Below are 18802 nucleotides of genomic sequence, written 5' to 3'. Positions count from 1 at the left end.
GTTATGTCTGTACCATACGCCATGTACGCAGCAACAGGTAATCAAGGACCAGAAGGACCTATTGGACCAACTGGACCACAAGGCGAACAAGGACCTCAGGGACCTACTGGACCTGCTGGGCAACAAGGAGACCCCGGACCAACCGGACCTGCTGGACCACAAGGAGTATCTATACAATGGTTAGGTTCTTTTGCTATTCAACCAGCAAATCCATCTTTAAACCAAGCATATTATAACACAATACAAAAAAAATCATTTGTTTACAATGGTTCGTCATGGCAAATGATTTCACAAGATGGACAAGACGCAATTAATGCTGTTACAGGAACAGGAACTGCAGGGAAAATAGCAGTTTGGTCTGGCGAAACACAATTAACTAATTTAGAGTCTTTTAATGTAAACCCCAACGTAGAAATAATTAGTGATACTACAGCTGGTGATGACGATCCAATATTTGAAGTAAAAAATAAAGAGGGAAAAGTAGTTTTTGGTGTATATCAAAAAGGTGTTAGAGTTTATGTTGACGATAGTAGCAACAAAGCTGGTAAAGGTGGGTTTGCTATAGGAGGACTCTCATCAGGGAAAAACACAGATAAAGCATATTTTAGAGTTACACCCGATAGCGTAAGAGTTCTATTGCGTGAAAACCAAGGCAAAGCAGCTAAAGGTGGATTTGCAATTGGTGGACTCTCTTCAGGTAAAGCAGCACCACAAGATCTGTTTTTCATAGACCGTGATAGCGCACGTATTTATATAAATACTGATTCAACCAAAGCAGCTAAAGGCGGATTTGCAATTGGTGGACTCTCTTCAGGTAAAGGGCTTCCAGTAAAAAACATCTTTGTTGCAACAGCTGATAGCACACGTGTTTACGTAAATGCCGATAATAGCAAGGCTGGTAAAGGCGGGTTCGCCATAGGTGGAGTTTCAGCATGGAAAGGCGGAGAAATAAAAGATATATTTCATGCTACAGTTGACAGTACAAAAATTTACGTTAGTGAAGAGACAGGAGGCACAGGCAAAGGACGCTTTTCAGTTGGCGGACGTTCAACTGCAAAAGGTGGCGAGGGCAAAAACTATTTTGATATAAATACATCTACTGTACCGGATACCATAACCAACCAAAACCGCATACTGTGGTACCCGCAAAAAAACGCCTTTATGACAGGACGTTTATTTGTTGAAGGTGCCGATTCAGTTGGAGAAAACTCATTTGCAAGTGGTTTTGAGAGCAAGGCAGTTGGAGACTACTCACAAGCATTGGGCTACAAAGCTATTGCGAGAGGTATATACTCAACTGCAATTGGTAACCAAGCTCAAGCAACCGCAATAAACTCATTTGCACTTGGAGAAATGGCAATGGCACAAGGGCTAGAGAGTTACGCTTTTGGACGCGAAGCCAAAGCCACGGGAACAAGAAGTTTTGCTTTTGGTAGTGCTGCACCCGGAGGTATTGATTGGGGTCCGGTAGATGCACCAGAAGCAACAGGCGACTACTCTTTTGCATTTGGTAATGGAGCATTAGCTCAGAATATTGGTAGTGTAGCAATAGGTTATCGAAGTATTGCATCTGGTCATTTTTCAGTAGCTATTGGTTTTAATGACACCGCCAGCGGATATATTAGCACAGCAATAGGTAGTACTAACACCGCAAGTGGATATAATAGCACCGCAATGGGTACTCAAACTACAGCAAGTAATTATTATAGCACCGCAATGGGTTATAATACCAAAGCGAGTGGACGGTCTAGCATTTCAATGGGCGAAGGAACTATAGCAAGTAAAGATCATAGCACTGCAATGGGTCTTGGAACTACAGCAAGTGGAGAAAAAAGCACCGCAATGGGTTTTGGAACCGAAGCAAGTGGATGGTCAAGCGTTGCAATGGGTGTTTATACCATAGCAAGCGGAAATACTAGCACTGCAATGGGTAGTGGAACAAAAGCAAGCGGAAGTAGTAGTACAGCAATTGGAAATAATTCCACAGCAAGTGGAAGCAGTAGCACTGCAATGGGTAGTTATACTACAGCAAACGGACAATTTAGCACAGCGATGGGTTGTTCTATTAAAGTAAATGGGGAAAAATCATTCGGTATTGGGTTGAATGATATCAATGATAGTATCACTGCCCCCAACACCATGGCAATTATGGGAGGGAATGTGGGTATCGGCACAGTAAGCCCTAGCTATAGACTTCATGTGAATGGAGAAGCATATGCTTCTGGAGGATGGACTTCCCCAAGCGATAAACGCCTAAAAACCAATATTAAACCCTTGGAAGGAGCACTGCAAAGCGTGCTTAAGCTACAAGGCGTAAGCTTTAATTGGGAAGATGAAACCAACCACCGCCCGGGACAAAACATTGGTTTTATAGCACAAGAGGTAAAAGAAATACTACCCGAAATAGTAAGCGGCGGCGGAAAAGACGAGCAAGGTAACGAAATTTACTATAGCATTGAGTATGCTACACTAACCCCAGTGTTAGTCGAAGCTATAAAAGAGTTAAATGAGAAAAATAAATCTCTAAATGAGGCTAATAAAGCGCAAAATGAGACTATAAAAAGACTTGAAGCAAAAATAGAGGTACTTGAAAGGATTGTGCAAGAGGCGTTGAATATTAATAATTAGTTCTAAATCTTATCATTATAATTACGTAAAAATAGGCGGTCTTAAACCGCCTATTTTGTTTTTGATGTTTCGTTTTGTGCAAAGTGCTAGAGAATTTAAATTTTAACTTCTTTAACTAATCAAGGTCTTCCTAAAAATTTCTGAAGCAAACAAAAATTCACGAAGCTCCTTATTATCTGTTTCTAAAATATTATCGCGTGAGCCTTCCCACCATTTTTTACCGGATTTTATAAAAATTATTGTTTCTCCTATTGATAATACAGAGTTTAAATCATGAGTATTAACTATCGTTGTCATTCCAAATTCTTTGGTTATCTCTAAAATAAGATTGTCAATAACAGTCGAAGTTTGTGGATCGAGGCCGGAGTTTGGCTCGTCACAGAATAGATATTTTGGATTTAATGCAATAGCACGTGCAATAGCTACGCGTTTTTTCATTCCGCCACTTAACTCGCTGGGCATTAGTTTTGTAGCATGACTTAATTGTACACGATCAAGGCAGAAACTAACATGCTTTTGCTTCTCTTTCATAGGCTTGTTAGTAAAAAAATCGAGTGGAAATCTAACGTTTTGTTCAACAGTTGCCCAGTCGAATAGTGCATTCCCTTGGAAGAGCATACCAATCTCTTTGCGAATAGTACGCTTTTGATTGACGTTCATTTCAGTAAAGTTACGATTGTCATACAAAACGTGTCCAGCATCGGGTTCATGTAATCCAACAAGAGTTTTTAACAATACGGTTTTTCCCGAGCCACTTTGTCCAATAATAAGGTTAACTTTACCTTTATCAAAGGTGGCACTGATATCGTCCAAAACAGTTACATTGTTGAATGCTTTACTTACCGAGCAAACTTCTATCATGCTAACAAAAGTTGAGTTAAAATAAGGTTAAAAATTAATATTAAGATACTTGAATAGACAACCCCCTGAGTACTTGCCCTACCAACTTCTAAAGATCCGCCGGAAACATAATAACCCTGATAGCCAGAAACAGTGGTAATTATAAATGCAAATACTAGGCTTTTGATAATTGAGTAGCTTAAATAGTAAGGGACAAAATCTAATGTTAATCCAAACAGATAATCTTGTAATGGTATAACAGATGTTACAAGAACAGCCAAATATCCGCCCAAAATACCAATAGTAATGCTTAGAATTGTAAGTATAGGGCTGAAAATCAACATGCCAATAGTTTTTGGCATTATTAAGAATGATGCAGGGTTAATCCCCATAATTTCCAAAGCATCAATTTGTTCGGTAACTCGCATAGTACCAATTTCGCTTGCAATGCTCGAACCCACCTTTCCTGCTAAAATTAACCCAACGATAGTAGAACTGAACTCTAACATCATACTATCTCGAACCCCAAGTCCTATATAATATAGGGGAAACAACGGATTGGTTACATTATAGGCTGATTGTAAGGCTATTACAGCACCAATAAAGACAGAGATTGTTGCAACAATACCCAAAGAACCAACGCCTAAACTCCAAACTTCTCTAATGATACTAAATAAATAGAGCTTAGGTTTTTCAGGTTTAGTAAACACGCGTTTAACAAAAACAAAATATCGTCCTATGTTAAAAAACAATTGCATGTTGAAAACTTTTTACAAAGATATGATTTTTGAACTTGTTATCATTATAGAAAATATAATTCTCACAGCTAACTTGAAAAGTATTGTTTTGCCAATAAACGAAAAATCAATTATTTTAGTGGCTCGAAAATTTAAACTATATGTTAGGAAAAATCAATAATATCAAACATCAAGCCGAAGGGTTTCAAATAACCAATCTTACAGAGTTAGAACAGTTTAGGCTTCAGTTTTTAAGTAAAAAAGGTTTATTAAGTCAATTGTTTGAAGATTTTAAAACTGTAGCACCTGAAACCAAAAGGTCAATAGGACAGAATATCAATCAGTTAAAAGAGTTTTTACAACAAAGGTATGACGAAGCAAAAATATTGCTAGAACAGTCAAGCGAATCGGAAACTAAATTAGATCTAACACGTACTGCTACACCTATCAACTGGGGTTCGCGACATCCTATTAGTATTGTTAGAAAAGAGATAAACGATATATTTGCCCGATTAGGTTACGTAATTGCTGATGGGCCTGAGATGGAAGATGATTGGCATGTGTTTTCTGCATTGAATTTTCCCGAAGAGCATCCGGCTCGTGATATGCAAGATACATTTTTTATTCAGCGCCGTCCCGATATTTTGCTCAGAACGCACACAAGTTCAGTTCAGGTAAGGACGATGGAGAGTCAACGCCCGCCAATAAAAGTGATTTGTCCGGGCAGAGTTTTCCGTAATGAAGCAATATCAGCGCGAGCACACTGTATTTTTCATCAAATAGAGGGGTTGTACATTGATACAAACGTTTCGTTTGCGGATATGAAACAAACACTTCTGTTTTTTGCACGAGAAATGTTTGGGGAGAAGACGCAAATACGTTTTAGACCATCTTACTTTCCATTTACAGAACCATCGGCAGAGATGGATGTTAGTTGTACAATTTGTGGAGGAGCAGGTTGTAATGTTTGTAAACACTCTGGATGGTTAGAAATTATGGGTTGTGGGATGGTTGATCCCAACGTGTTGGAATGCTTAAATATTGATCCTGAGGTATACAGTGGCTTTGCTTTTGGTATGGGAATAGAGCGAATAGCAATGCTAAAATATCAAATTAAAGATCTCCGTCTTTATTTTGAAAATGATCTGAGGTTTTTAGAGCAATTTAAAGCCCAGTTATAAAACGAGTTATAAATTGAAAGAAAAAACCAATCTAATTTATGAGGAATTTGGTAACCATAGCTATATTTTTTTCATTAGTTTTATGTTTTAACAATAAATTGAAAGCGCAACATCCATTTAGATTTGGGTTTTCTTTTGGTGTAATTACTTCTCAGCTTGATGGTGATGGTTACGGAGGATACAATAAATCCGGATTACAGGGAGGGGCATGGGTAAGTCGTAGTTTTGCCGACAACTTTGCTTATATGCTTGAAATTGCTTATCGTCCGAAGGGGAGTAAAAGTTCTTTTAATGCAACTGACGAAGAGCCAGATTATTATAAACTTAAACTTCATTATGTTGAGGTCCCTGTGACTTTACGATACTATTACGACAGATATGTTTTTGACATCAGTGCAGGCATTGCTTATTTGGCTAAGGAGAGAGAAGAGGGGTATATCAGTGGTTTTGTACAATCATCTGATATTACGGGATTTAATGATTTTGATTTTGTAGTAGCAGCAGGTATTGGAATTAAATTTAATGAATATTGGAGTGTAAAAGCACGTTTTACATATTCGGCTTTCGATGCTGCAAAAAAATATATTCCTCCTAAACCAGTTGTACATAATGGGCAATATAACAATGATTTATCAATTTCATTGTACAGAACAATCGGAAATTGATAGTTTTTGAGAACCCTTAGAATACAATTGAAAGACAAAAGAATTTGTTAACAACTCTCAATTTTCTGTTTTTTAATTTTTTAGCAAAACGTTAACAATTTTTATTTCAGACACAAGTGGCTGATATTTAACATGCTGCGTGTCATAACAAATGTTTTGCATAAATTATCTATTGATTTGTAGAAATATTTTATCGAACTTTGTAGTTCGTAGTTAAAATTATATGATTTAATATGGTATGATAGTTTTAATTTTACATATTAAATATTTGATTGTAAACCTATAAAATTATAAAAATATGAAAAAACTAACGTTATTAATCGTTTTAGCAGGAGCTTTCTCTATCGCAAATGCTCAATTTTTTAAATATGGTATTAGGGTAGGAGCAAGCGCATCACAAGTGAAAATGTCCGATTTTGTGAAAATAAAACAATCTGTAAACGGACATGACACAACATATCTTGTAAACCTTGTATCGAACACTCCTTTGGGATTCCACGGAGGATTTTTTTCTCAAATTTCTGTGGCTGGAGTTTATATCCAACCTGAATTTTTGTTTGCAACAACAGGAGGCGAAGTTGAAATAAAAAAAGCAGGAGAAGCCGTAAGTAAAGCTGTCAAACAACGGGATCTAAGAATAGATATTCCTGTAGTTGTCGGTATGAAATTGGGACCAGCTCGTCTTGGTCTAGGACCTGTAGCCACATTCAATCTTTTTAATAGAGATGATGTTGCAAAGTTCATTACTGAAGAGGTCAGTGCGAGCGAAAAAGCAAAAACCGTTTTCAGAAAAGCTGTTTGGGGTTTACAGTTAGACGCAGGTGTTAACATTCTTGGGAAAATAGCTTTAGACGTTAAATATGAGTTTGGATTAAGCAAAATAGGGGACGGAATAAAAATTGGCGACACAAAATATGATTTCAGCAAAAGAGCAAATCAGTTTATTTTCTCTGTAGGATATATGTTCTAATGATTAAAAAGCCCTTTCACTATGCTTAAATGGTGACATTAAGGAACTCATATAAAAAGCCAACTGGTTTTATAATAGATCAGTTGGCTTTTTTATGTATGAATATATTTACTCATGCTTTGCAAAAGAATGTGAGTTAGGGAATACATTTGAAGTGAAATTTAATATGGGTCAACGTCAGCAATAATATTTACACTTTTATAGCCCTCTGTGTTTATAACGGTGTCGATGCTCGAAAGGACTTTGTTTCTGTAACTCATTAGTTTGTCGTTTTTGTTGAGTTTTATCATTATATTGGAATAATGCTGTCGCTTTATTTTTGGGATAGGAGGGACGTATGGTCCAAGTATATTTGTAACGCCAGCCCTTTGTAGCAATTGCATAAGTAAGTTCGCAGCTTTGTCGGTTTTATTGCGATTAGAGTGTCTGATAGTTAACATTATTATGCGTGAAAAAGGCGGATAATTAAATAGTTGACGCTCTTTTAAAAGAAGTTGTGTAAAATCTGAGTAGTTGTTACTTGAAATTGCAGCTATTACAGGGTGTTCTAATTGTGATGATTGTATTATTACACGCCCTTGTTCTCCTCGTCTTCCTGCTCTTCCGGCAAATTGCAATAGTGTTTGTAATCCTCGTTCATAAGAGCGGAAGTCAGGAAATGAGAGCATATTGTCAGCATTTAGTACACCAACCAAATTAACACCGCCAAAATCTAACCCCTTACTGACCATCTGTGTACCAATTAGAATGTCGGTTTTTCTTTCTGCAAAATTGGTCATTATCTCCTCTAAGCTCTTTTTAGAGCTCGATGTGTCGGAATCTAAACGGGCTACTGTTTTATCGGGGAACAGTTTTTTTAGCTCTATTTCAATTTTTTCAGTGCCAAATCCCTGAAATTTAAACTCTGTATTGTTGCATTCTGGGCATTTGTCTGGAGTTTTAATAGAGTATCCGCAGTAGTGGCATACTAATCTGTTTTGATATTTATGAGCTGTTAGACTTATGTCACAGTTTTTGCATTGAGGTATATGTCCGCACGATGGACACTGTACAAACGGAGCGAAGCCACGTCTGTTTTGCAACAAAATTACTTGTTCGCCCTTTTCAAAAGCCTCATCCATAGCCCCTTTCAGTAAGGGGGTTAAATGACCTTTAACCTCGTGTCGTCTGTACCATTTTCGATAATCAACAAGTTCAACTTTTGGTAGAGGAGTGTTGCCATAACGTTCTAATAGTTCGACAATTATATATTTGTTACTGTTCACATTATGGATACTTTCCAACGAGGGTGTTGCAGAGCCTAACAAAAGTGCCGACTTTGACATTTGAGCCAAAACGACAGCCGCATCGCGCGCATTATAGCGTGGGGCAGGGTCTTGCTGTTTGTATCCTGTGTCGTGTTCTTCGTCAACAATTACAAGCCCAAGATTGCTGAATGGTAAAAAGAGAGCCGAGCGCGGTCCTACAATAATATTAAAGTTGTTGTTATTTAAAATATCGTACCATATTTCCGCTCTTACTGATTGGTTGACACGTGAGTGATATATACAAACTTTGTTGCCAAAATAGCGTTGTAACCTTTTGATAATTTGCGATGAAATAACAATCTCTGGCAATAAATATAGTACTTGCTTATTTTGTGCAATGGTCTCTTCAATTAGCTTAATATATATTTCAGTCTTTCCGCTTCCGGTAACTCCGTGTAATAAAACAGGTTTGTTTTCTTTAAATGAACTTTTAATTGAGCTGTATGCGGTTAATTGTTTGTCAGACAGAGTAATATTGTGGGCTGTAAAGCCATATAATTCGTCAAATCTGGACAGCTCTTTTACCGTTTCAATAACGAATGGTTGGGAGATAAACGATCTAACCACGGATTGTGAGACACCGATATTTTCAATAATTTCGCTTGTAGTAAAGTTTTTGTCACTATGGGCGGTTAAAAAGTCTAAAACAAGCCTCTGTTTTGGCGAACGTTTTAAACTGCTTTGAGCAATTTCAATTAGTTCAATATTAATAGAATAACGTTTTTCAATTAAAGGTTTATATTTCTCCTCTTCTGTTTTAAATTCAATAAAACCACTGTCTAACATTTGGTTAACTTTGTTTAAGGCATTATCGCCTAAAAGTGGCAGTAGTTGGTTTATGGTAGCTGTGCCGTTATCTTTTAAAAACTCGACAGTAATGTTATGATAGTCATCAGTTGCAAGTGCTTCGTAGTTTTCTGAAAGGGATATTTGAGCCTCGCTTTTCAGCTTTAAGATTGACGGCAGCGCAGCATCCGAAACTTCACCGATTGAGCAAAAGTAGTATGCAGCAATCCAGTTCCAAAACTTTAATTGTTCTTGCGATATTGTTGGGTTTCTTTTTGGAATAAATGCCACCGAGCGAGTTTTAAATTTGGGCTTTTTGGAGTGCATTGCAACTACAATACCGCTATATAAATTTTTGCCAAGCGGAACAATTATCGTGTAGCCAACCTCTAATTTATCACAACCAGCTGGATAGTCATATGTAAAGATGCCATGTTTTATGGGTAATATTACATCTATATACTTGGGGTTGTTCATAGTTTGCTTGGTATTATTGCAAGGAAGTTTGGTATGACAATTTTAATGTTTTTTTCCGACACCGCAAAGCGTTCAACAATTAACAGATATCAATTAACAATTGAGTAAAAGTTTATAAAGTAGAAAGTGATTGCAAGTTTATATAAAGCAAAACGTCAATATTTGTCTTTTAAGGTCCGAGCAATTGGTTTGCAATTGGCGTTTCATTTTAGTTCAATGACTGAACAGACAGAGTCCCCGTTCAATGAAAGGGGTCGAAGTGAACATTGTCAAAATAAGCATTATCAACACTCACCACCCTTACTTTTAACTCAATAATTATTTCAAAACTTTTATTAAATTCTCAAGTAATTATTACTATTTTTACACCTATTAAACAAAGCAATTTTTTGTCTATGATATAATAATAGCACATTGGTTAATTATAGGCATGACATATTGAAAAGCGTTAGTATTTATTCTACCTGTCAGAAAACAGATGGTTTTCAAATGGTTATAGAACAGCAAGTTAAAAGCTTACACAAGCGGTGTGAGTTTTGCTTGTTTTGATTATTATTTGTGCTAGTATCAAGTTACAGTTTGCGTTTTTTTATGCTCAAAAACGAATATAAACAAAAAAGAATATGTCAAGACGAATTATTTTTACTGCCGTTTTTATAATAGGCGGTTTTGTCGTAAAAGCACAGGATAATAAAGTAGCTGTTTTTGATCCCGCTGGCGATGTAACAAGCTCTATAAAGGAGATTGTTCGAGAGGAGATAAGTGCTTCCATAGTCAATATGACTGACTACACCGTTTTGGAACGTTCGCAGATAGACAAAGTTTTGGAGGAAAACAAGTTTCAAGCCAGCGGGTTAGTGGACGATTCTCAAATTAGTGAGATGGGTATGCGTATGGGGGCAAACTACGTTTTTGTTACAAACATTACGTCACTTGGTAGTAACTACTATATTTCATGTAAAATGATAGAGGTGCTTACTGCGCGTATTGACAAACAAAAAACAGCACGTACTACACAAGGTGCAAATGATTTGATAGATGTTGTGTCAAACATTATGGGGTCTATGTTTGGCAAACAAAGAGAGAGTGGCCAAAACACTATAATTACAAGGAAAAGAGTTCAATCTGTCAGTGCAGAAGAAGATGTCGCTTTTGTACAAACTGATTGTGGTTGCGATGTGATGAAAAACGATGCAGAAAAAGGCTTATCCCCACAAATAGTAATTTTAAAAGCTGGTCTTTTTAAAGGCTATACTACTGAAGCTTTAGATAGTTTCTGTCCAAATGGATGGCGTTCGCCTACTTTTGAAGAACTTAATTGCATTTATAGTAATAAAAATACTATTGGTGGCTTTGGAAATGGGGGAAATTACTATAGTAGTAAATTGAAAACAATAGGTTTAGGTGTATTGGGTGTAGGTATTGATTTTGATTCTGGAAAAGAGAAAATAATAAATGGTTATCGTGTAGCTAATCTTAGGTGTGTAAGAGACCGTAAATAAAAGTCTGTTTGTGAGATTATACAGTTAACCTAATATTATGACAATGAAAAAGAATTCTTTAGACGCTGTTCTTTGAGCGTAGTCGAAATTAATATTAGTTGTGATTCTCTGTTAAATCTGTGTTCAAACGGTACGATAATCGAATAAAATAAAACAGCCACCAACAAAATCTATATGTTGATGGCTGTTACAATAAATAAGCATAAGATTATTTAGAAAACTTCTTTTTTGATATAAAGAGGCGTTTGAAAATATGTTCCGAATCAGAAAGTGTGCTTTCGTTTTGAGAGCTTAAAAAGAGATATTTTTCGCCTTGTTTGAAAGCTTTTATTGTTAATGGCTGCTCGTCGTTGAAAGTGGCTTTTAGTTCAAATACTTCAGCATTTTCGGGATTAAAATAGGTTGCAAAAGCATTTGCTCTGGTATCTTTGATATCATTAAGGTAGTTAACAACTTTCCCTATCTCAACAGTATCTTGATTAATAAGCCATATATCGCCGTTTTGCGTTAAAGTAAACGAACTATCGGCTGGATAGCTAAACTCAATGCTTTGTACTTTTTCGGGTTCAAACTTTGCTATGGTTTTATCTCTAAAGCCGTCGAAATCACGTCTTACCGACATACTTAGTGCGCCTTCGACTGAATAGACATTGTATTCGTTTGCTAAGCGCACCATGGTTGATAACTGAATGCTACCTTGTCCGGTTTGTCGGTAGCTAAATCGTCCAACAACTAGGTCAGCAAGTTGCTTGTTTTTAGAGAAAATCTTTATCCTTGTTCCGAGAGAGTCGTCTATTTCGTTCTCTAGTAGCTTCGATTTGTCGCGAGAGACTACACGCTGAATATTCATTGTTGAGAGATCTTTTAAAATGCTTTCAACTGTCTGAATGTCGGCTTTGTATGACTCTGCATCTTTAGCAACTCTCCAAATAGTGCCGTCTTTTGTAAACTTAATGAGAGAATTATTGTCAACTATCTCAATTTTGTCAATATCTTCAGGATTAAACTCACACAAGGATTTACGAAATGTGCGTTCGCCCTTAATATTTGAGCTTACAACCTTTATAATTAGTCCAACCAATAAGATTGCAATTATTATGTATAGTGTTCTGTTTTTGATTTTTAACATGCTGCTTGATTTTAAAAATTAGTCAATATATCCCTTTTGCATACGTTTGATTCGCTTGATTTTACGTCTTTGCGCTCTGAAAATTCCGTATCCAATAACTAAAACTATCGGTAACAGGAAGTTTAAATATTTCAGGAATGCTTTTTTACCATCTTCTATTTGGTCTATTGGACGCGATGTCACTCCCTTTGTTCTAAGCTTTATCAAACCTGTATCATCCGAAAGGAAGTCGATTGAGTTAACGAAAAGATTGATATTATCGGGCTGTTGTTGTTGAGCCTCTTGACCTTCTCCATTTACCGGGAAGTTTCCGTCTCCGAAAACAATCATTTTATAGGGTTTGGTTGCTATTTTTGACTCAAATAGTCCACCAGCCACGATTGCCTGTTTTGTAAAATCGCGCTTTGTCCACTGTTTTTGGATATCAAAATATATTGATGATGGCTGAGTGTTTGAGTTGTCGGACGAAAATAGCAGTGGTGTAAAGGCTACAGTTGTATCTCCAAAATAGTTCATGGGACTTGCAAACTGCAAAAGAACAGATTCAAGACCTGTTGTAATGGCATGGTCGGCAAACTTCGTTATTATCGGGAGATATGGAAACATAACTTGAGACTGCATTGTGAAAAATCCTGTGTTTTGCTGTACCATTACGTTTGCACAAGATGCGTCTATTATAAAGTTGTTCTCCAATTGAATACCGTGTTGCTCTAACCAACCCTCTAGTCCAGTGGTGACTTCAAATCCACGTGCTTGTTGCAAATCGCCATCAACGCGGTTAACAGCGAGTAGTAAGTTTCCACCTTGGTTTAAGTATTGGTTTAAGTAATCTAAGTGATGGCTTGGAAAACTGTCAGTTGGAGCAACAACAACTACTGTTTTATATTCTAACAGTGAGTTTGCGGTGTCGTTTAAGCTAACAGGTTCGACATCATACAGAATACGTAGCTCCTGCATAGCTTGATGATAGGCATTAATTCTCGGCTCGCCGTGACCTTGCAAAAATGCAACTCTTTTACGTTCGTGTAGTGTCACCTTTTTTATTGAGCTCGAAAGTGCATACTCCATGGCACTTTCCAGAGGAATAAACGGCAACACCTCTTCTCTGTCTCCGTGTTGTATTACAGCCCCCATATAAGCTTTTTGCTGTTTTACCTGATCCTTTTCTCGAACATTAATCAAAAACGGCTGAATACCTTTTTGTAATACCGATCGCTCAGTTTCCTCATCTTCAGCGGGATTGACAAACTCGTAAACAACATTTCCGTGCGATATTGCAGCGTACTCTTCCAACATCTCTTTAAAATCTTGTCGGTTTTTTGCTACGTTAGGAGGGAGGTCTTTTGAGAAGTAAGCTGTGATAGTAACCGGATCTTCAATGTTATGCAATATGTCTTTTGTAGCTTTACTTAAAGTATAGCGGTTATCTTCGGTAAAGTCAAGGCGAAAGAAGAGTCCGTTTGATAATAGGTTTACAATTATTACAATTATAAATATTAGAAACAGACTGTATATTAATTTATTTTGTGTCTTCATTTGAGGTAATATATTAAGTTTATTCTGTTAATATCTTATAAATAACATTGTTATTAAGAAACATTACGTTTTGCCAAAACAGCTTCGGTTGATACAAGTCCAACGAAAATTATTGACAGAAAGTAAATTAGGTCGCGTGAGTCGATAACTCCTCGTGCAATGCTGTTAAAGTGGTTTGGCATGCTTAGGAAGTTGAAAAAACGACTAAGAGCACCACCTGTACTACCTGCCAAAACTGTGCATATCAAATGAAAAAATATCCCAATAAATAGTGCTATAAGAAATGCAACAATTTGATTATTAGCTATTGAGCTGGCAAATATCCCGATACTGATATATGCTGCACTCATAAGCAGAAGACCTATATATCCCGAAATTACGGCTCCGTGGTCGATATTACCAAGGGTTGCTACGGTTATGTAGTAAGGTAGGGTTAACGCTAACGCAATTCCAATAAGAATCAGTGTCGAGAGAAATTTCCCAAATACCACTTGCCAATTGGTTACCGGGCGAGTTAAAAGTAATTCGATTGTACCCGACCTGTTTTCCTCGGCAAAGAGTCGCATTGTCAGCGCAGGGATAAAGAAAAAGAGTGTCCAAAATGCTATTTGAAAGAATGTTTGTAAACTTGCTTGTCCTACAAAAAAGATATCGCCACCGTATAGCCAAGTGAAAAATCCACTGAAGCCGAGAAATGCGACCATCATAATGTAAGCTATAAGTGAATCAAAGAATGATTTGAGTTCGCGCTTTGTAATTGTCCATATTTGTCTCATATCTATCGTTTTAGGTTATGATTGATATTATTAATTAGCGGTTAAATCGCGGAATATATCTTCGAGCTTGGTTTCAAGTGGAGTTAAACGGGTTATGTACCAACTGTTCTTAACACAAACATCGAAAATTGGTTTAATTGAGGATTCATCGGCCTTTGACTGAATCTCGAAAATAAAATCGGTAGCCGATTTAACATCAACAGACTCAACAGTTTCTAACGATTTAAGCTCTTGGTAAGCGTCGTCGAAATTGCATCCGCCAATGCCGACAACAAGTATTTCGTTGCTGGTGGCTTGTTTGCTAAGCTCGTCGTATGTTCCATCTGCAACTATAACTCCTTTGTTGATAATCAAGATACGGTCACAGGTGGCTTCTACTTCGGCTAAAATATGTGAGCTTAGAATAACTGTCTTTTCACGCCCGATACGTTTAATCAACTCGCGTATCTCGATGATTTGGTTTGGGTCAAGTCCGGATGTGGGTTCATCTAAAATCAACACTTCCGGGTCATGAATTAGTGCTTGTGCCAAGCCAACGCGCTGACGAAATCCTTTTGAAAGTTCGTTAATTACCTTATGCTTTTCGGTTTCGAGTCCGCAAACGTTAATCATCTCTGCTATTCGTTGGCGTATCTTCTCTTTAGGAACATTTTGCATGTTAGCAACATATTTCAGGTAGTCAATTACACACATATCTGTGTATAAAGGGTTGCTTTCGGGCAAATATCCAAGCATCGATTTTACTTTGTCGGGATTCTCTCTTACGGAGTATCCGCCCACTGTGATTTCTCCTGCCGTGGGTGCAATAAAACAACTTATGGCTTTCATGGTAGTTGTTTTTCCTGCGCCGTTGGGTCCAAGAAAACCTAATATCTCGCCCTGCTTCAAATGGAACGAAATATTGTCAACTGCTTTTTGTGGCCCATAAGTCTTTGTTAAGTTTTTAACGATTATGTCCATAACACTATTAAATTGTTTGAAAAGACAAAAATAATAGGTAAAGCTTAGAATTGGAACTTTTTAAGAGAACTTTAACATATTTGGTAAAGGGAGCAAGGCACAAGAGAAAAGTTGAAAGTATTTGGAACACGGAGCACACAGATTTTGAGTTAAAAGTTTATTAAGTATCCTAGAAGTCCACTTTGAGAAGCTCAGAGACCAATGAAAAAACGCTTTTCAAGGATATTCATCCCGAAAAGCGTTTCCAACTTATATAGAAAAAGTGAAAATAGTTATTTAGTTTTTATCTGTTCTTTGACAGACTTTAGCTCTTCAATAAGTTTGTTTATTAGTTCTTGTTGCTCTTTGTTTACGGCATTTAGCTCTTTTATTGCTTCCACTAGCACTGGGGTTAGTGTAGCGTACTCAATGCTATAGTAAATTTCTTTGCCGTGTTCATCTTTTCCTCCACCACTCACTACCTGTGGTAAAATCTCAAGCACATCTTGTGCTATAAAGCCAATGTTTTGTCCAGGGCGGTGGTCGGTTTCATCTTTCCAGTTAAAAGTTACACCTTGCAAATTAAGCACGCTTTGCAGTGCTCCCTTTAGGGGTTTAATATTGGTTTTTAGGCGTTTGTCGCTGTAGGTTTGCCATGCTTGTGTTCCTCCTGCTGTACCATTTACTCTAAGTCTCCAAGGACTTGGGGTTACCGTGTTAATACCCACATAGCCACTCATTATTGCCATGGTGTAGTGGTCAGTAATTACAGGAGGCGTTGAGCTATAATTTAATCCTATACCAAAGGAGTAGATTCCTTGTGCTTCAATAGAACGACCCATTGCAGTGCTGGCTGTTCCGCTTGCCTTAGTATTATTGCCCATTGCAGTGCTGCCATAATTTCCGCTTGCTGTGGTTTGGTAACCCATTGCAGTGCTACTATAATTTCCGCTTGCTGTGGTTTGGTAATTCATTGCAGTGCTATAAGTTCCGCTTGCTGTGCTTTTATATCCCATTGCTGTGCTATACCGTCCTATTGCTGCAGTTTGATGTCCCATTGCAGTGCTTGAAGAATCACTTGCTGTGGTTTTATATCCCATTGTAGTGCTATAGACTCCGCTTGCGGTGGTTTCATGTCCAATCGCGGTGCTAAGATATCCACTTGCTGTGGTTGAACTACCCATTGCTGTACTAAGAGGTCCGCTTGCTGTAGCTGATACACCTATCGCAGTACTATAAGTTCCGCTTGCTTTGGAAAGTGTTCCTATAGCGGTGCTTGTATATCCGCTAGCTGTGACCTGATGACCTATTGCGGTGCTTCCAAAAGAGTTGGCATTGACAAAAGAACCCATTGCTGTACTCCAATATCCGTTGGTGGTGGCTCTAAAACCAATAGCAGTGCTCCATTGTCCACCTGCTGTGTCTTCAAAGCCCATTGCTAACGCAAAATCACTAGATGCTACACTTTTAAATCCGATTGATGTGCTGCTTTTGCCTTGAGCTTTGGTTCCGTTACCGAAGGCAAATGAATAGAATCCTGTTGCTTCTGGCGCACCTGCTTCATCCCAACTATAACCCCCGCCACTGCCTGCTGGTGCTGCGCTTCCAAAGGCAAAGCTATTGATGCCCGCGGCTTTAGACCCACTTCCAAAAGCAAAGCCTTTATCTCCGGAGGCATAAGCTTCACGCCCAAAGGCATAGCTTTCTACTCCTTGAGCAATTGCTTTTTCTCCAAGAGCAAATGAGTTTGTGTTAGTTGCCTTAGCTTCGTTGCCAATAGCGGTAGAGTTTAAGCCTAATGATTGTGCTTTATAGCCCATTGCTTGTGAGTAGTTACCCTTTGCCTTACTTTCGTAGCCACTTGCGAATGAGTTCTCGCCAACTTGGTCGGCACTTGCAACGTTAAGGCGTCCTGTCATAAAGGCGTTTTTTTGTGGGTACCACAATATTCGGTTTTGGTTGGTTATGGTTTCGGCTGTTGTGGCTGTGTTTACATCAAAAAAGTTTTTTCCATTGCCTTTTGTAGTAGAGCGTCCGCCAACTGAAAAGCGTCCTTTGCCTGTGCCTCCTGTCTCTTCACTAACGTAAATTTTTGTGCTGTCAACTGTGGCATGAAATATATCTTTTATTTCTCCGCCTTTCCATGCTGAAACTCCACCTATGGCGAACCCGCCTTTGCCAGCCTTGCTATTATCGGCATTTACGTAAACACGTGTGCTATCAGCTGTTGCAACAAAGATGTTTTTTACTGGAAGCCCTTTACCTGAAGAGAGTCCACCGATTGCAAATCCGCCTTTAGCTGCTTTGGTTGAATCAGTATTTATATAAATACGTGCGCTATCACGGTCTATGAAAGACAGGTCTTGTGGTGCTGCTTTACCTGAAGAGAGTCCACCAATAGCAAACCCTCCTTTTGCTGCTTTACCTTGGTTTTCACGCAATAGCACTCTTACGCTGTCGGGTGTAACTCTAAAGAACTTATTGTCATTGTTTTTGTATGATGAGAGTCCACCAATTGCAAATCCGCCTTTCCCAGCCATAGCATTGTTGGTATCGTCAACATTTACTCGTACACCTGATTGATATACACCGAATACCACTTGTCCCAATTTATTTTTTACTTCAAATATTGGTGCATCATCGGCAGCGTTAGGGTCACTATTTACCTCTACATTATTGTTGAAGTTAAATGATTCTAAGTTTGTAAGCTCTGTTTGACCGGACCAAACGGCTATTTTTCCTGCAGTTCCTGTTCCTGTAACAGCGTTAATCGCGTCTTGTCCATCTTGAGTAATCATTTGCCATGACGTACCATTGTAAACAAACGATTTCTTTTGTGTTGTATTATAGTAAGCTTGGTTTAATGTAGGGTTTGAAGGATGAGAGGCAAATGAGCCTAACCACTGTATAGACACACCTTGTGGTCCAGCAGGTCCTGTAGGTCCCGTAGGTCCTGGATTTCCTTGTGGTCCTGTAGGTCCGGTATTGCCTTGTGGTCCGGCAGGTCCTTGCGGTCCAGTTGGTCCGGCAGGTCCTTCAGGTCCTTGGTTGCCCGTTACTGCATACATTGCATACGGAACAGACATAATGGGAGATGTTCCCATAGTAACATAGCTACTACCTACTTTTAGTTCAATCTTTATCAGAACTGTTGCATTGTTCCAGGGTATAGTAGAGAAATCGCCGGACAGTGTAGTGCCTTGCCCTACTATTAAGTTAACTATACCAAGATTGTTGGTAGTACTGTTTTGTGTTTCAGAGTAATATACGGTATTGCCGCTTTGGTCAATCAAACTAATCCGTAAATTAACCTCTTGATTTTGAAGTGT

General features: G+C 38.1%; 13 protein-coding genes. 5 read left to right on the top strand and 8 right to left on the bottom strand.

Features of this window, described 5'->3' with window-relative positions; translation table 11 throughout:
- A partial coding sequence (locus GX311_04095; GenBank protein ID NLK15561.1) for a hypothetical protein occupies positions 1–2628 on the top strand: 2628 nt, incomplete at its 5' end.
- Positions 2629–2739: 111 nt separating this feature from the next.
- Here the strand turns inward: GX311_04095 and GX311_04090 are convergent.
- On the bottom strand, positions 2740–3489 hold the full coding sequence (locus GX311_04090) for an ATP-binding cassette domain-containing protein (GenBank protein ID NLK15560.1): 750 nt from the start codon (positions 3487–3489) through the stop codon (positions 2740–2742).
- Positions 3486–4226, bottom strand: a complete 741-nt coding sequence (locus GX311_04085; protein NLK15559.1) for an ABC transporter permease — start codon at positions 4224–4226, stop codon at positions 3486–3488. The genes GX311_04090 and GX311_04085 overlap by 4 nt, the downstream gene beginning before the upstream one ends.
- Before the next feature lie 140 nt (positions 4227–4366).
- On the opposite strand from GX311_04085, the gene pheS reads away from it, so the two are divergent.
- The 3 genes from pheS (at position 4367) to GX311_04070 (ending at position 7021) form a co-directional block, all read left to right on the top strand.
- On the top strand, positions 4367–5386 hold the full coding sequence (pheS, locus tag GX311_04080; GenBank protein ID NLK15558.1) for a phenylalanine--tRNA ligase subunit alpha: 1020 nt from the start codon (positions 4367–4369) through the stop codon (positions 5384–5386).
- Positions 5387–5424: 38 nt separating this feature from the next.
- On the top strand, positions 5425–6051 hold the full coding sequence (locus GX311_04075; GenBank protein NLK15557.1) for a PorT family protein: 627 nt from the start codon (positions 5425–5427) through the stop codon (positions 6049–6051).
- A gap of 298 nt (positions 6052–6349) precedes the next feature.
- Positions 6350–7021 (top strand): PorT family protein, encoded by a 672-nt coding sequence (locus tag GX311_04070; protein ID NLK15556.1) that lies wholly within the window; start codon positions 6350–6352, stop codon positions 7019–7021.
- A gap of 161 nt (positions 7022–7182) precedes the next feature.
- On the opposite strand, the gene priA is transcribed toward GX311_04070, so the two are convergent.
- Positions 7183–9591, bottom strand: coding sequence for a primosomal protein N' (gene priA / locus GX311_04065; GenBank protein ID NLK15555.1), 2409 nt, complete (start codon positions 9589–9591; stop codon positions 7183–7185).
- A 623-nt stretch (positions 9592–10214) separates the two neighbouring features.
- On the opposite strand from priA, the gene GX311_04060 reads away from it, so the two are divergent.
- Positions 10215–11093, top strand: a complete 879-nt coding sequence (locus GX311_04060) for a hypothetical protein (protein NLK15554.1) — start codon at positions 10215–10217, stop codon at positions 11091–11093.
- Between the two features lie 208 nt (positions 11094–11301).
- Here GX311_04060 and GX311_04055 read toward each other — a convergent pair whose 3' ends face one another.
- The 5 genes from GX311_04055 to GX311_04035 all read right to left on the bottom strand — a co-directional run.
- On the bottom strand, positions 11302–12222 hold the full coding sequence (locus GX311_04055) for a DUF4340 domain-containing protein (protein NLK15553.1): 921 nt from the start codon (positions 12220–12222) through the stop codon (positions 11302–11304).
- 18 nt (positions 12223–12240) lie between these two features.
- Complete coding sequence (locus GX311_04050) at positions 12241–13758, bottom strand: hypothetical protein (GenBank protein NLK15552.1); 1518 nt, start codon at positions 13756–13758, stop codon at positions 12241–12243.
- Positions 13759–13811: 53 nt separating this feature from the next.
- Positions 13812–14534: an ABC transporter permease subunit gene (locus GX311_04045; GenBank protein NLK15551.1), complete on the bottom strand. Its 723-nt coding sequence runs from the start codon at positions 14532–14534 to the stop codon at positions 13812–13814.
- 30 nt (positions 14535–14564) lie between these two features.
- Positions 14565–15494 carry an ATP-binding cassette domain-containing protein gene (locus GX311_04040; protein NLK15550.1) on the bottom strand — a complete coding sequence of 310 codons (930 nt, stop codon included), beginning with the start codon at positions 15492–15494 and terminating at the stop codon, positions 14565–14567.
- Positions 15495–15766: 272 nt separating this feature from the next.
- On the bottom strand, positions 15767–18802 hold a 3036-nt coding region (locus GX311_04035; GenBank protein NLK15549.1), incomplete at its 5' end, for a hypothetical protein.

This window comes from Bacteroidales bacterium (assembly GCA_012519055.1).
GTDB lineage: Bacteria > Bacteroidota > Bacteroidia > Bacteroidales > Salinivirgaceae > JAAYQU01.
This window is presented reverse-complemented; position numbering and strand designations above follow the sequence as displayed.